This is a genomic window from Microcoleus sp. PH2017_08_TRC_O_A (genome assembly GCF_020738665.1).
GTDB lineage: Bacteria > Cyanobacteriota > Cyanobacteriia > Cyanobacteriales > Microcoleaceae > Microcoleus.
Window position 1 is genome coordinate 105323 of the sequence record NZ_JAEQCE010000022.1, and the last position, 15153, is coordinate 120475.

Here is a 15153-nt window from a genome sequence, read left to right on the forward strand (position 1 = left end):
TCAAATAGCACAGAAAATGGGAGCATCTCAGTTTTGCAAGAAGCATTTTTTCTTGTAGTGCGAGCGTCCCCGCTCGCGTGCTTGTAAGCACGCGAGCGGGGACAGCACTGTAAATACAAAACTGAGATGCTCCCCAGAAAATCCTGTAAGCTGACGCACCTTTCAACAAACTATGGTGCGTCAGCCACTAGCTTCTCAACATCACCAAATATCGCGCATACTGACGCACCCTACGACACTACGACAAACTACCCTTTACCACCAGACGCACACCGCCAGCGGGCGCCATTGTCAAACCGCGGCGTACAGGCACAACCGGACGATTTTCTGCAAGTTCCAAACAATATCGCGACAGCACTTTCGCCAAGACTAACTTCATTTCAAACATCGCAAATGCCGCGCCAATACAGCGACGGTTCCCTCCCCCAAACGGCAAATATTCGTAAGGTGAAAATTGCCTTTCTAGAAAACGTTCTGGTTTAAAACGATTTGGTTCGGGGTAAAGATCCTCTCGGTGATGAACCAAATAAATGCAGGTAGAAAGCATCACTCCTTGAGGAATATCATAACCCATTAACTGCATCGGAGCTTGCGGAACGCGCGGAAATGCAAAAAATACGATCGGATAAATTCGCAGCGTTTCCGAACAGACAGCATTCAAATACGGCAGTTTAGCAATTTCCATCCCATCGCAATTGTCAACATCAATAGAAGAGAGTTCTTGCAGCAGTTTTTCGCGAACTTCCGGGAGATAGTGAATCCAATACAAAGCCCAGGCTAAAGCTGTAGCTGTAGTTTCGTGTCCCGCGAATAACATTGTCATTAATTCATCGCGCAATTCAACATCGCTCATCGGCTCTCCGGCTTCGTCGCGGGCTGAAACCAACAAGCTGAGGATGTCTTCGCCCAAGGGTTGAGATTGAGTTTTGCGATCGCGAATTTCTTGATAAAGCAGTTCATCCAAACGCTGTCTCTGCCGCAAAAACCGTCCCCAAGGACTCCAAGCCCCCAAATCTTTTTGCAGTGACTTTACCAGCAAAAAGGTAGCATTTAATGGATTACTAAACACGCTGAACATATCAACCATTAATTGGTGAATTTGTTGGTAGCGTTCTCCTTCGCTCAGCCCAAAAACTGCGTGCAAAATCACATCCAAAGAAATGTTTTGCATGGTTGCTTGGGCGATGAAAGTATTACCAGGAGTCCAAGTATTAATTGCTTTTTCGGTGATGTCGCGGATGATTTCTCCGTAAGCTTTCATACGTTCACCGTGCAAAGGTGGCATTAAAAGCTTGCGCTGCTGCAAATGTTGATCGCCATCTAACAACAATAAGGAATTGGGGCCTACCAAAGGTAACGTTACTTGGTTTCCCGTACCAGATTCAAAGAATTTACTATCCGCTGTGAAAATTTCTTGAATTGCTTGAGGATTGCTAATAACTACCTGGGGCGGAAAGTTGCTGAATTGGGTGGTGAAAATGTCGCCGTATGTCTTATAATTTTTCTCTAAATAATAGAGGGGATTTAAAATCCCCCGGACTGTCTGAACAAATCTCCCCTGTTTAGGGCCGTCTAGCAATTTGTTGCTAGTGTTATTTTGAGATTGAGAATTTTCTGTGAGGATAGTCATTGGTTTTTATCCTGCTTTTGTTGTTTCAGATGACTGAAAGCATTATTACTATTTCCAAGCGATCGCGAATCTCTATTCTAGCTTGTTGACGCCGAGAGATTTTACGTAAACCCGATCGCACCTTGCTGTTTCCACACCCGTTGTCGGTAGATATCCGCTAGTTTCGTACATTTTAACAGCTTCTTTGAGAACGCTAGCAGTTTCGATCCAGATTTCATCAAAGCCGCGAGCCATTATTTTACTTTCCAATGCTTGCAGTAAAAATTTCCCCAAACCTTGTCCCCTTGCTGCTGGCAAAATATACATTTTGCGAATTTCCACAGCATTCTTCCCGCGCTCGATGGGATAGTAAGCCGCCGTACCGACTATTTGATCGTGCTTTTCAACTACCCAAAATTCCCCGCCCTTCTTCTGATAGTGTAGTTCTACATCATAGACATCTCGATCTGCGCCATGAACTTCGCATTGTAAACCGTACTCTACCAAAACATTCTGAATTAAATGGAATGCCTCAGCCCGATCGCGCGTTTCCCACGAACGAATTAAAAAATCCCGATGTTGGGTTCTCATTAGTTGTTACTAATTATACTTATTTTTGGACTTTGGCAACTGTAATTTTACTGATAATTAGTGTTTTACAGTCTGGAAATGCACCCAACTTTTAACTATGAATTCTCGGTTCAGGATAAAGAGTTGCCAGCAACTCGCTCTCTATCAATGATAATTGCTCCAGCCGCTCAATAACAAGAGCGCGATCGAAATAAGTTGTTGCCAAAATCCAATATACCCCGTAATGGCGCGCTTCCGAAGCCATCAAACTGCGGTAAAACTTAGCTAATTCTGCGTCGGGACAGTGTTCGCCTAGCAGCCCCAACCGCTCGTGACTCCGCGCTTCAATCAAACCAGAAACCAACAAAGAATCCAAAAGTCTCTCCGGTTCCTGCTTGCGAATTTGGGCGGACAAACCCCCACCGTAGGGAGGCGCAGCCAAAGGGCCCAAAGCGATCCCGCGCTCTTCTAAGCGCTGGTTGACTTGCTCGAAATGCTCCAATTCTTCGCGGGCGATGGCGGTTAACATCCGCACCAATTTTTCCCGCGCTGGGTAGCGAAACATTAAATTTAACGCTACTCCGGCCGCTTTCCGCTCGCAGTGGGAATGATCTAATGAGATTGTATCCAAATGGGCGATCGCCTGTTCGATCCAAGCTGGCGAAGTCGGCTGTTTCAAAAACTTAATTGTTGGCAGTGTTGAACTCATATTATTTGACATTTTAGATGTGAGATTTTAGATCATTTCCGTTTAATTCGTCCTGGTATTCGATCGAGTTCTGTAGGGGCGGGTTCGCCGAAATATTAGATAAGTATCGACAAATTATATAAACCCGCCCCGCCCCTACGCCCGACGATGTAACCGGATTTGATTTGATATGATATCATGTCCGGTCGATCGTAATATCCGGTCGGGGCGGGTTTATTGGATTTAGGATTTGTGTTGAATATCAGGGTGAACCCGCCCCTACAACAATCACGATCTATTGACCAGATTTGATACGATCTAGTTTATTTTTGCCTCGGTAAGGATAGGCAACCGAGGACAATCTACTGTGCCGTTTTCCTACTTTTGGGAATTGACTTTGCCTAACTTTTCAAACACCGCATACATATCACCAGCAAACTTTTTCGGATTCCACAACGGCGACAAATTGGCTGCGTCTTTAGATTTCATCAACTGTGCTTGAATTGCCTTTCTTAATTCACCATCTTTACCCAATTTTACACCCATATTCACATATTCAGCCCAAGACCAAGCCACACCAGTTTCAATTCCCAAAGCCTGCAAAAACGAATAACCCATTCTCGACAAAAACTGTTCTCCCGTGCGAGTCACCACCGGCAAATTAAACCACAAAGCCTCTAAAGTGTGAGTACCTCCATTGTAAGGATAAGAATCTAACAAAACATCGGCCAGCAAATAGACAATTCTGTGTTCTTCCTCCGTAGCAAACCTGGGCAAAAACTTAATTCTGTGCCGGCTAACTCCCTCAGCTTCACAAGCTTGATGGTACGCACCTTCAAATACGGCAGCATCGCCCAAAGCTTTGTGAATTAAAATACTGTTCGGCACTTGTTTGAGAATCGCAATTTGTGCTTTTACTAAGTCGGAATTGAATTTTCTGCCGGGAGTGACGCACAAGTAAACTATTTGATCTAAACCGATGCGATTCGACTTTCTCAACGCCACCGGATCGACTCCATACCTCTGAAAACCTGACACTGCGACAAAGGAATCCGGCATTCTAATTAGCTGCTCGTCATAATATTTTTCCCTACCTGCTGGGTGCGAATGCCAGTCTGTAAGAAAGTGATTTTCCGAGGATATGTAAGGGGCGTCAAATCCGAGCCAAGAGACACAAACTGGTGCGGGTTTTTGGTGAAGAATTTCAGCGTGAATTGGGACGCAGAGAGAATCTAAATCGACTAAAATATCCAATTCATCTTGCTGAATTTGGTTGATAATTTCTGCGGAATTGGCAAGTCCATTTGGGTAAGTTTTAGGGAAAGTGAGTTTTCCCAAACTATCAAATTGCTGAGTGCGATCGTCAGGAGTAATTCTTTCGGAAGCGTACAGATATAAATTGGGTGTGAACTCGGACAATTCGCGAATGATGTCAGCGCTGCACCAACCTACAGAATGACGGCTGAAGTGATTGGACAAAAACCCAATTTTTAATTTACTGGCTGGGGATTGTGGTTTAAAACTGTAATTTGCGGGTTGAGAAAAATTAGGTTTGATACATTTTTCGATATACTTTTGGGCAATTAATCTGTAAAGTTTAGAGTTGGCTGCTAAGTCATCTCGCACATAGGGCGTGCTGAATAAGAAGTTTGCATAAAGCGATTTAATTTCTACCGAGCTAGCCGTTTCTAAGTTCTGCTGCAAGTACGACTCTAACTCTAAAAATCGATCGCGCGCAATTTGATTCAATCCCGAGACTTGATAGGTGCTGACGTAGTAAATCGCCGTCATAATTGGATCGGTTTCGGCGCACATTTGGCTGTATTTGTGTACGGCTTGCCGCGCGGCTGCTAAATCGCTAGTATCTCGGAGGATGCCGCACAAATGTTGGTGGGCGGCAATAAAATCTGGTTTGATTTCTAGGGCTTTTTGCAGGTTGGGTATGGCTTCTTTTGCTTTGCCCTGGTGGCGCAAAATTATGCCAATTTGACAGTAGGCTTCGGGTAAATCGGGTTTAAATGCGATCGCCTGTTGCCATGCAGCCACAGCCTCGTCTAACTTCCCTTGCCGCGCTAATTTATCGCCTAAATTTATGTGAAAATCTACCTGAGCTAGATGGGGATTGAGTTCTAGGGCTTTTTGCTCGTAGGCTACGGCTGCATCCGACTGCCCTTGCTGCTTCAGTGCGCCTGCCAAATTCCAGTAAGCAGCAGCCAAAGTTGGTTTAAGTTCGATCGCCTTTTGGTAATTGACGATCGCCTCCACGAAATGCCCTTGTTTGTAGAGCATACTCCCCAAATTAGCATAAGCCTCAGCAAAATCGGGATTCAGGGCGATCGCCTCCGAATAAAACCGCATTGCTTCCTGAATCTGGCCGCTTGCTTGCTGCACATTGCCCATTGTCACGTAAGCCGCCGCCCAATTCGGTTGCAATTCCAGAGCTCGGCGACAAGCAGCCACGGCGGCTGCTAAATTGCCTTCAGAGTAATAAGTTTCTGCAACGACAGTCAGCGATGCAGCATCTTCTAATTGGGGTGTTTCGGATTGGTTGCGAAAATCGGAATTCATTTGGCGCCCTATCTGTGCTATCAAGTTAAAGGTTGAATTTAGATTATTTTGCAGAGTAGCAGTTTTATCGGAACTACGGGCGATCGTCACAGATAATTTATGAGCGAGAAGCAAGCGACACAGCGCCAACATCACATCAAGTGGAAACCAAACCTCCTGCTGGGGATACTCTTGTTAGCCTTAGCAATCCCCTTACCCTTTGCCCAAAAGACTCTCGCGCAAAAGCAGACAGCCGACTTTCGGCAGCGACTATTTCAAACAGCCCTTTATTTCACCCTATATTTTGAGGGCGGATTCAGCAATCACCCCGCAGATAAGGGCGGCAGAACCTATCGGGGCATCCTGCAAACGGAATACAACTCCTACCGCTACAGTCGCGGGCTGCCACCCCTCGACGTGACGCAGATGTCGGAAGCAGAGCTCATGGAAATTTATAAATATTACTGGGATTCGAGCCTGTCGGGTACGATGCAGCCTGCTTTGGCGATCGTCATGTTTGACACTGCTGTTAATTTTGGTATTAACAATTCTATTACATTTTTGCAGCAAGCTTTAGGATTGCCGCAAACTGGTGTTTTTGATGCGCGCACGAGGGATGCACTAAAATCTGCTAATAACAAAAATACGGCGCTGCAAATGATTAACGAACGGATTATTTACCGCTACAAACGAGTGCAAGAAGATCCGAGTCAAATGGCTTTTTTCCGGGGTTGGCTGAGTCGCGATTACAGTTTGTGGGGCTACGTAAACAAGATTAAGTAGTTGGGAATTGGGAATTGGGAATTGGGAATTGGGAATTGGGCATTGGGCATTGGGCATTAATAGCCGTTTCTCCCTCTCTTCAATTGTCCAATTCTTCCCTTCTTCCCTCTTCCTTATTCATTCTTCCATCGGAATTCCATCCGTTACATCCGTTACACAATCCGTTGCCGAACTTCCTTCTGCCTTTTTAATATTATCTCTCTCTTCTTCTCTGCGCTCTCTGCGGCCTCTGCGGTAAAATCATCCAGAAAAAATCGTAGTTGCGAGATTCCCCACTTCTTAAAAAAGTAGGGAATCTCAAAAATGAATCTACAGCAACACGAAATCCGATGCAGTAACCAAACTATTGAACCCAGTCACCGTTGCCAACACTTGATTATCTGCCGCTGATAAAATCGTTACCGCTGGCGCCGATTAAAGTAACGCTACGATCGGTACCGAGTCGATCGCACTTTGCTGTAGTTATAGAAGGAAGACAGCCCTTCGGCTTCGCTCTGGGTAAAAAGCTAACTAAGGATTTTTTTTAATTGGGTACAGTCAAAATTGCAACGTGCTAATTTGGGAATATATTCTCTATTTAAAACTTGTACTTGATACAATAATCGCAACTATGAATCATGTCAATTCATAAAAGTCATAACTTAAAGTCATAAAAGTCATATTTATAAAAATATATTTCAATCAGTAGACAAAGCTATCAAAGTTAAGTCAAATCATGTATAACAGAAACTTAAGCATAGAAAAATGCGTGACTCCCGTACAAATCACTTAAAATATGAAGCCTATGACGGTAGAAGAAGCAATAACTTTTTTGGACAACCTGGTATACCAACAAACAGAAAAAAACCTGAGTCGGTTGCAGCAGTCGATAATTAAAGGCGTTTTAACTGGTTTGACGTACCAAGAAATTCAGCAAAACGATCCGATCGCCCGCGGGTACACAGTGGGATACCTGGGGCGATATGTCGGCTACAAATTGTGGAAAGACCTCACCAAGGTATTGAAGCAAGCAGAAATTATTCGACCAGAAGAAAGAGTAGTCGGAGCAAATCTTTGGGACTGTATCATGAGATCTCTAGAAAAAGGCACAAAACCTGTTAAATCTGTCGATCCGATCTTGCAAAGGCTGCTGCGGATGCGTTACCGAATCCGAGAACACTTAGTCAGCACCGAGTACAGCGATACATATCTCGCTGAAGATGAAAATTTGCCCGATCGACCTTTGTGTCTCGTCAAGCGCCTGAAAAGCCAGTCAGAGAAAACCAGCAAGCTATTCGATCTAGAAACGCGAGTGTTATATCGCTTAGGCCAACACGATCGCATACCAGAATTGTTAGCTCGATTTGAAGAAGATGGATATTTTTATTTAGTCTATCAATTCATCGAAGGACAACCACTGTATCAAGAACTCATCGAAGGTCAACCCTGGAAAGAACATCAAGTTATTGCTTTGTTGAAAGATATCTTAGAAGTGCTAGTCTTCGTTCACAAAGAAAATGTAATTCACCGCGATTTGCACCCTCAAAACTTAATCAAGCGATCACCAGATAACAAGATTGTATTAATTGACTTTGGGGCCGTCAAAGAAATTAATACCTCCCAAAATAGCAACGGTCAAACCAAATCGCGCGGCGGCGGCACTCATCAAGAATACATTCCTCCCGAACAAGCCATCGGCGCACCGAAATTTTGCAGCGACATTTATGCTGTTGGGATCATCGGGATTCAAGCCTTGACAGGGATGCGCCCGAAACAACTCAAAGTCGATAATTTAGGCAATCTTATTTGGCAGAAAAATGCAACCGTGACGCCGGAGCTTGCTAGCATTTTAGACCAGATGGTGCTGTACTCTTTCCCCCAGCGTTACCAGTCAGCAACCGAAGCTTTGGAAGCAGTTCAAAATTTGGTCTGTAGTCATTAGTCATTAGTTATTGGTTATTGGTTATTGGTTATTGGTTGTTAGTTATTAGTTATTGGTTATTGGTTATTAGTTATTGGTTATTTCGTGCTAATAACCAGTAACTAATAACCAGTAATATCGTTAATTACTTACTAACAACACACAACCGTTAACTAATTACTAGCAACAGTCAACAGTCAGCAGTCAGCAGTCAACAGTCAACAGTCATTAATGAAAGAAGGAAACCCAACACCGTTGAGGTCAGATTTGATACCAAATCCGGCTTGAATATCCCCCTCTTGAGTCTGCGAAAGCGGACGAAAGTTTGTGTAGGATTGGTTTCAAGCGCACAGTTTTATCTTTTGTGAGGTTAGCGGAGCCAACTGATAGCAGAACACGAACCACAGCCACAGCAGCCGGTTGACAATCCGACTGCTATTTTTGTTGTTAGCGCCCTGCGGAGTCGATCGCACAATCCTTTACCATTACCCCTCGAATGAGTGAGTAAAAACACTCTGCCCGGAAGATGAATCGGGCGATCGCACTTTTTACCACCTCGCAGGAACAAGGAATAAGTAACAAACAATAAGGACAAATCCGAAAGAAAAAAGAATTTTTTATTTTAACTAACAATCAAGAAAAATTATTGAATTCTGACCAATGCCTTATACATCAAAGCCTGTTACTTTAGTTGACACTCTATCTCAAGTTAGATAACATAGTTAGTATTATGTGCTATCTACGCAGTTTTAACAATCTCTTAAGCAGCTTGGTATATCTAGCAACAATATAAGTAGAGTGTTTATTGTTACCTTCAACACCTAGAAACCCACATAATTTGAGGGAGCGAGAAATTGGAATTTTTTGAACGATCGCAAAAAGTGCAGCCGCCCTCAACCCCAATTGCAGCACTCCAGTCTTTTTCCAAAAAGGCTGGTATTGCAGTAATCGCGATCGGCTGTACAGTCATGTTGGGTTGGATCTTCGACCTGCAACTCTTAAAGAGCATTTTTCCAGAACTCCCGAGCATGAAAGCCAACACAGCGGTCTGCTTTATTTTGAGCGGATTGTCTCTGTTTCTGCAACAGCGCAGGCGTGCCAAATCAACAACAATTAAAGCTCAAAAAATAGATAAAGCTTTAATTGTTTCCAGTTCACTTTTAATTATATTAATCAGTCTATTCACCCTAATTCAATATAGCTCTAATTTAGACTTAGGCATCGACCAACTGCTATTTAAAGACAATTCTAACCTCACAAGTATCTCAGCACCGGGACGGATGGCGCCGAATACTGCCACTGCTTTTTTATTGCAGGGAACTGCCTTGCTGCTGCTGTCTCTACGCCGCCCCAAATACCTGCGGGTTCAAATCTTAAGCTGTTGTGCATTTTTAATTGCATATCTGGGTTTGATCGGCTACATCTACGGCAAACCTTTCTTTTACACAATTGGCTATACAGGAATGGCTTTGCACACCTCCGTAGCATTTATGTTACTGAGCCTGGGGCTTTTATTTGCTAGTCCAGAGCGAGGATTGATAGCAGTAATTGTGAGCGATCGCGCGGGCGGCATCATGGCAAGGCGGTTGTTGCCACAGGCGATGGTTATTCCGACTTTGGCTGGTTACTTCATCATCTCGGGAGAGCGGTTGCAAGCCTACTCCCCGGAGCTAGGAATATCGCTGTTAAGCGTATTGAACGCGATCGTTTTTACTGTTCTGATTTGGCAGAATGCGAAAAGTCTCTGCACCGCAGACCGAAGGCGCTATCGAACCCAACTGGGGCTGATCAAAGCTAAATCAGACTTAGAAAGTCAAGTTGAGAAACGGACTCTTGAACTCCAACTTGCTAACGAGCAATTGCAGCAGCAAATTCTCGATTCTCACACAACAGAGCAGGCGCTCCAAAAAAACTACAACCTGTTGCTCACAGTCATTAACAGTACGCCGACCGCCCTATTTGTCAAAGACATTCAGGGCTGCTACATGATGCTCAACGCTGCGGGAGCTAGCATCATTGGCAAGTCTTTTGACGACATTATCGGCCGAGATGACAGCGAGTTATTTCCTGCGGAAATTGCGGCCAATATTACCAAAACCGATCGCCAGATCGTGACAGCGGGAAAAACGCAAGTAATGGAAGAAGAATTGCCAGTTCAAGGAAAATTACGGACATTTCTTTCGACAAAAAACGCTTACCGAGACGGGCAAGGAAAAATCAGCGGTATAGTTAGCATCGCGCGGGATATTACCGATCGCAAACAAGCAGAAGTCGCCAACAGAAGTCTGGCAGCAATTCTCGAAGCAACGCCGGATTTTGTAGGTATCTGCGATCTCGACGGGCACGCTGTTTACATGAACAAAGCAGGCAGAAAAATGGTGGGTATCGACGAAAACGAAGATATATCGAACAAACAAGTTGGAGAATTTGCCGCAGCCTCAGCCCGCAGCACCTTCCAGCAAGCGATCGCCACCGCAATCTCAGGCGGTGTTTGGAGTGGAGAAACAGCCTTCGTGTCAGCCTCGGGAGTTGAAATTCCCGTCAGCCAAGTCATCATCTCCCACTCAGCACCAGACGGCCAACTCGCATATATTTCTACCATCGCCCGCGACATCAGCGATCGCTTCCAAGCCGAAACAGCCCTGCGTTTAAGCGAGCAAAGATACCGATCGCTGATCGCTGCTACCGCGCAACTCGTATGGATCACAGACGCACAAGGAAAGCCGATCGCGCCCACAGACTGGATGGCATATACAGGCCAAAGCTTGGAGGAAGCCACAAACAACTGGTTTTCGGCAATTCACCCAGACGATCGCGATCTCACGCTGCAAGCTTGGATGCGCGCAGTCGAAACCAAAAACCTCTATGAAGTCGAACACCGCTTGCGGGCGTCTGACGGCAGCTACAGGCACTTTTGGGTGCGCGCAGTCCCAGTTTTAGCAACAGACGGCAGCATTCGCGAATGGGTGGGCACGCACACGGATATTAGCGATCGCGTCCAAGTATTGGAAGCACTCAAGCAATCAGCAGGGCAATATCGATCGCAAGCAGCCCAGCTCGAAAAAGCTTTCCGCGACTTGCACGAAACCCAAGCGCAACTAATCCAAACCGAAAAAATCTCTTCACTCGGCCAGCTAGTCGCCGGAGTCGCCCACGAAATCAACAATCCGATTAACTTCATCTACGGCAACATCACCCACGCCAGCCAATACGCCAAAGACTTGCTCGAATTGCTCCACCTTTACCAGGAAAAATACCCAAATCCCGTCACGGAAATTGCTTTATCAGCCGAAGAGATAGAAATTGATTACTTAATAGAAGACTTTCCGAAGATTTTGGAATCAATGAAAGTAGGAGCCGATCGCATCCGCGACTTAGTTGTATCCTTGCGTAACTTTTCCCGACTCGACGAATCGCAGATGAAGCGAGTAGACATTCACGAAGGAATCGAAAGCACTTTAGTAATTTTGCAGCACAAGCTCAAAGCTAATGCAGTTCGTCCGGCGATCGAGATTATCAAAAACTACGGCAGCTTCTCCAAAGTCGAGTGCTATGCAGGTCAGCTCAATCAAGTATTTATGAATCTGTTAGCAAATGCGATCGATGCCCTCGAAGAATACAACAGCAAGCGTTCTCCAACAGAAATATATGCTAGCCCCAACACCATTCAGATTAACACCAGTGCAAATTCAGACACAGTAACCATTCGGATTGCCGACAACGGGATGGGAATCAATCCTGAAGTTATGAGCAAATTGTTCGATCCATTTTTTACTACCAAACCCGTCGGCAAAGGCACTGGCTTAGGACTATCAATCAGCTATCAAATTATAGTTGAAAAACACCGAGGAAAATTGAAATGTGTTTCTGCACCCGGGAAAGGTGCAGAGTTTATCATAGAGATTCCCATTTCCCAGAATCTATCAGCCCAAGCAACGGAAAACATCAAGGAAAAGGAAATGGTGAGCAGTAATCAGTCATTAGTCATCAGTCATTAATTTCTGAGTGTCACGTAGTTGCGCTTCAGCGCTCTTAGGTACGTAGTTGCGCTTCAGCGCTCTTAGGTACGTAGTTGCGCTTCAGCGCTCCGAGGCACGTAGTTGCGCTTCAGCGCTCTTGGGGCTAAAGCCCAACAACATACCAACCAGGTACGTAGTTGCGCTTCAGCGCTCTTGGGGCTAAAGCCCAACTACATACCCAGTAATTGCGATCGCCACAGAAAACACTCCGCAGTAGCAAGCGTCGCACCTTGCAAAATAGTCATCTCCCCGTCTCAGTCGATCGCCCAAAATCGAAATAATTCTTTACAATACAAGAGTAAATATAATTATTCACTTAAAAAAATCCCTTGAAAATGCCCATAAACCAACTTTCTGCAACAACAGCCTCCGCGCAAACCCAGGAATTAGACTTTGATATCGCGATCGTCGGAGGCGGCATAGTCGGCGCCACCTTAGCGTGCGCCCTCAAAGATTCAGGATTAAAAATAGCCATCATAGAAACCCAACTCCCCGCAGCAGCAGCAGCCAAAAAACAAGCCTATGCAATCACCCTGCTATCGGGAATGATCTTAGAAGGCCTCGGCGTGTGGGAACAAATCTTGCCGCAAATCACCACCTTCGAGCAAATTAGCCTCTGCGACGGCGACTATCCCGGAGTCGTCGAATTCCACCGCCCGGATTTAGGAAATACTGGCAAATTACCCGTACCAAAAACAGCTTTAGGTTATGTTGGCGAGCATCGAGTCATGCTGTCAGCTTTGCAGGAATCCTTAGCAAAAAACCAGAATTTTAGTTGGGTTTGTCCGGCGGAAGTAGTCGAGGTAAAATATTTAACTAATTGCGCCGAAATTCAAATCAAACAACAGGGCGAAACTCGCACAATTCGCACCAAATTATTAGTCGCCGCCGACGGATCTAAATCGCGAATCCGCACATCAGCAAAGATCGGCACTCGCGGCTGGAAATACTGGCAATCCTGCGTTGCCATTACTATTAAAGCTGAAAAGCCGCACAACGATATTGCTTTTGAGCGCTTCTGGCCGAGCGGCCCGATGGGAGTCTTACCATTACCGGGGAACCGTTGTCAAGTAGTTTGGACAGCACCCCACGCGGAAGCAAAAGCTTTGCAGTCTATGGACGAAAAAGAGTTTTTAACTTTGTTGGAACAGCGCACGGGCGGGATTTTAGGGCGCTTGGAGTTGGAGAGCGATCGCTTTTTGTTTCCAGTGCAGTTAATGCAGAGCGATCGCTACGTGTTGCCCAGATTAGCACTGATTGGGGATGCGGCGCACTGCTGCCATCCCGTGGGCGGACAGGGATTGAATATGGGCATTCGAGACGCAGGGGCGATCGGGCAAATCTTGCAGCAAGCCCACCAAAAAGGCGAAGACATCGGCGATTTGCGAGTATTGAAACGGTATCACAACTGGCGCAAAAAAGAGAATTTAATCGTGTTAGGATTTACCGATTTTCTAGACAGATTGTTTTCTAATACTTGGATGCCAATTGTAGCATTTCGCCGCTTTGGATTGTGGTGTTTGCGGACAATTCCGCCTGTGAGGTTTTTAGCATTGCGCTTGATGACCGGCTTAATGGGGCGGCCGCCAGAATTAGGGCAGAATTAGAAGAAACCGGGTTTTTACGATTTTTACCGACAGTAACGAAGTCTCTCAAAAAAACCCGGTTTCTTGGCCCTCGCGCACCATCTAAGAAACCGGGTTTTTACGATTTTTATCGATAATAACGAAGTCTCTCAAAAAAAACCGGTTTCTCGGCCCTCGCGCACCATCTAAGAAACCGGGTTTTTTCCTGAATATTTGCAATGTTACGAAGTTTGTCACAAAAACCCGGTTTCTCAACCCTCGTCACCAAAGTCAATCTGTACTTTCGCGCCCGATCGCGATACAATGATCTACTCAGATCGAACCCTGCCCTGACAGGAGTAGAAAAACCATGCAACCCGAACAAGAACAAGAGATTCTCAACCTGCGCGATCGCCAATTAACGCCCAAACAAATTGCCCGAAAGTTAGGATTGAAAGCATCCGAAGTCAGTAGCTTTCTGATATCTCAGGCAGAACAAACAGCCCTCGCTAGCGCCGAAAAAGGAGAGTTATTGCCCGTTGCTCAATGTCTCGTGGATGTAAATTTTGCGAATGCCTTGTTGCGAAATGAAACCACTGAAGCGGGCGGTTTGGGTTTAGTGATGGTTACCCGTTCCAAGGGATACAATCGTTTTGTTGCAACCTCTTATTTGATCGACTACTGGTGTTTGGGAGTTAAGGATGCCATGCCGCCACGTAACTGCAACGATAGCCAATATAAAAATCTCGTTGAGCTTTCTTACTCGCAGTTTGGGCAAGAATACGAGGAGATTAGTTTAGAGCAAGCACAAGCACTGGTTTGGGGCGCGATCGCCTATGCCAAAAAATTAGGCTTTAAACCGCATCGCGATTTCGAGGAGTCGAAGGCTCATTTAGGAGAACCAACCAGCGAAATCAGCTTGAAATTCGGTCGCGATGGAAAACCTTATTATATTGAGGGGCCTTACGATAATACAACAAAAATTATCAATACGCTTAGAAACTCTGTGGGAGACGGTAATTTCGATTTCTTGCACGAGATTGGGTAGAAATTGATACGGTTCAGTATTTTGTAGGGGCGGGTTCACCAACAATAATCGCCTGAAACAAACAATCTCAAAAACCCGCCCCAACCCAACGATAAATCATCATGTACAATTTTTCTATGCGATGCAAATTTCAGGTTGATGTAGGTTGTCGGTGGTGACAGGGCGGGTTTATCCAGATTGTTGATAATTGTTAAATAATCGCCTGAAATAAACAATCTAAAAAACCCGCCCCCACCCAACGATAAATCATCATGTACAATTTTTCTATGCGATGCAAATTTCAGGTTGATGTAGGTTGTCGGTGGTGACAGGGCGGGTTTATCCACAGGGGGAACGCATCTTATTGAAGACTGTTCGCCAGTGGTGAGTATATTTTGACATAAATTCACCATGCTTAGAAGCTACAGAGACGCTTTATAATGAC

Annotated in this window: 11 protein-coding genes; 6 read left to right on the plus strand and 5 right to left on the minus strand. The window is 45.2% G+C overall.

Translation table 11 applies throughout. The annotated features are described in order from the left end of the window. Positions 1–238: 238 nt before the first annotated feature. The 4 genes from JGK22_RS09945 to JGK22_RS09960 form a co-directional block, all read right to left on the minus strand. Positions 239–1630 carry a cytochrome P450 gene (locus JGK22_RS09945; RefSeq protein WP_293312778.1) on the minus strand — a complete coding sequence of 464 codons (1392 nt, stop codon included), beginning with the start codon at positions 1628–1630 and terminating at the stop codon, positions 239–241. A gap of 72 nt (positions 1631–1702) precedes the next feature. Further along, a complete protein-coding gene (locus JGK22_RS09950) occupies positions 1703–2200 on the minus strand; it encodes a GNAT family N-acetyltransferase (protein WP_293175300.1) in 498 nt (165 codons plus the stop codon). 91 nt (positions 2201–2291) lie between these two features. Beyond that, entirely contained in the window at positions 2292–2888 is a 597-nt protein-coding gene (miaE, locus tag JGK22_RS09955; RefSeq protein ID WP_293196621.1) for a tRNA isopentenyl-2-thiomethyl-A-37 hydroxylase MiaE, read from the minus strand. 357 nt (positions 2889–3245) lie between these two features. After that, positions 3246–5435 carry a tetratricopeptide repeat protein gene (locus JGK22_RS09960; protein WP_293312780.1) on the minus strand — a complete coding sequence of 730 codons (2190 nt, stop codon included), beginning with the start codon at positions 5433–5435 and terminating at the stop codon, positions 3246–3248. Between the two features lie 99 nt (positions 5436–5534). Between JGK22_RS09960 and JGK22_RS09965 the strand changes: the two genes are divergently transcribed. The 6 genes from JGK22_RS09965 to JGK22_RS09990 all read left to right on the plus strand — a co-directional run bounded on the left by JGK22_RS09965 (position 5535) and on the right by JGK22_RS09990 (position 14729). Continuing rightward, the gene (locus JGK22_RS09965; protein WP_293175294.1) at positions 5535–6197 is read left to right on the plus strand and encodes a glycosyl hydrolase 108 family protein; all 663 of its coding nucleotides are present in this window, start codon (positions 5535–5537) and stop codon (positions 6195–6197) included. Positions 6198–6559: 362 nt separating this feature from the next. Then, positions 6560–6724, plus strand: coding sequence for a hypothetical protein (locus JGK22_RS09970; protein WP_293175292.1), 165 nt, complete (start codon positions 6560–6562; stop codon positions 6722–6724). Between the two features lie 248 nt (positions 6725–6972). Then, complete coding sequence (locus JGK22_RS09975) at positions 6973–8118, plus strand: serine/threonine-protein kinase (protein ID WP_293175290.1); 1146 nt, start codon at positions 6973–6975, stop codon at positions 8116–8118. An 833-nt stretch (positions 8119–8951) separates the two neighbouring features. Continuing rightward, the gene (locus tag JGK22_RS09980; protein ID WP_293312782.1) at positions 8952–12095 is read left to right on the plus strand and encodes a PAS domain-containing protein; all 3144 of its coding nucleotides are present in this window, start codon (positions 8952–8954) and stop codon (positions 12093–12095) included. A gap of 356 nt (positions 12096–12451) precedes the next feature. After that, on the plus strand, positions 12452–13723 hold the full coding sequence (locus JGK22_RS09985; protein WP_293204460.1) for an FAD-dependent hydroxylase: 1272 nt from the start codon (positions 12452–12454) through the stop codon (positions 13721–13723). 328 nt (positions 13724–14051) lie between these two features. After that, positions 14052–14729: a DNA-binding response regulator gene (locus tag JGK22_RS09990; protein WP_293204462.1), complete on the plus strand. Its 678-nt coding sequence runs from the start codon at positions 14052–14054 to the stop codon at positions 14727–14729. Positions 14730–14764: 35 nt separating this feature from the next. On the opposite strand, the gene JGK22_RS09995 is transcribed toward JGK22_RS09990, so the two are convergent. Next, positions 14765–15055, minus strand: coding sequence for a hypothetical protein (locus JGK22_RS09995; RefSeq protein WP_293312784.1), 291 nt, complete (start codon positions 15053–15055; stop codon positions 14765–14767). Between the last annotated feature and the right edge of the window lie 98 nt (positions 15056–15153).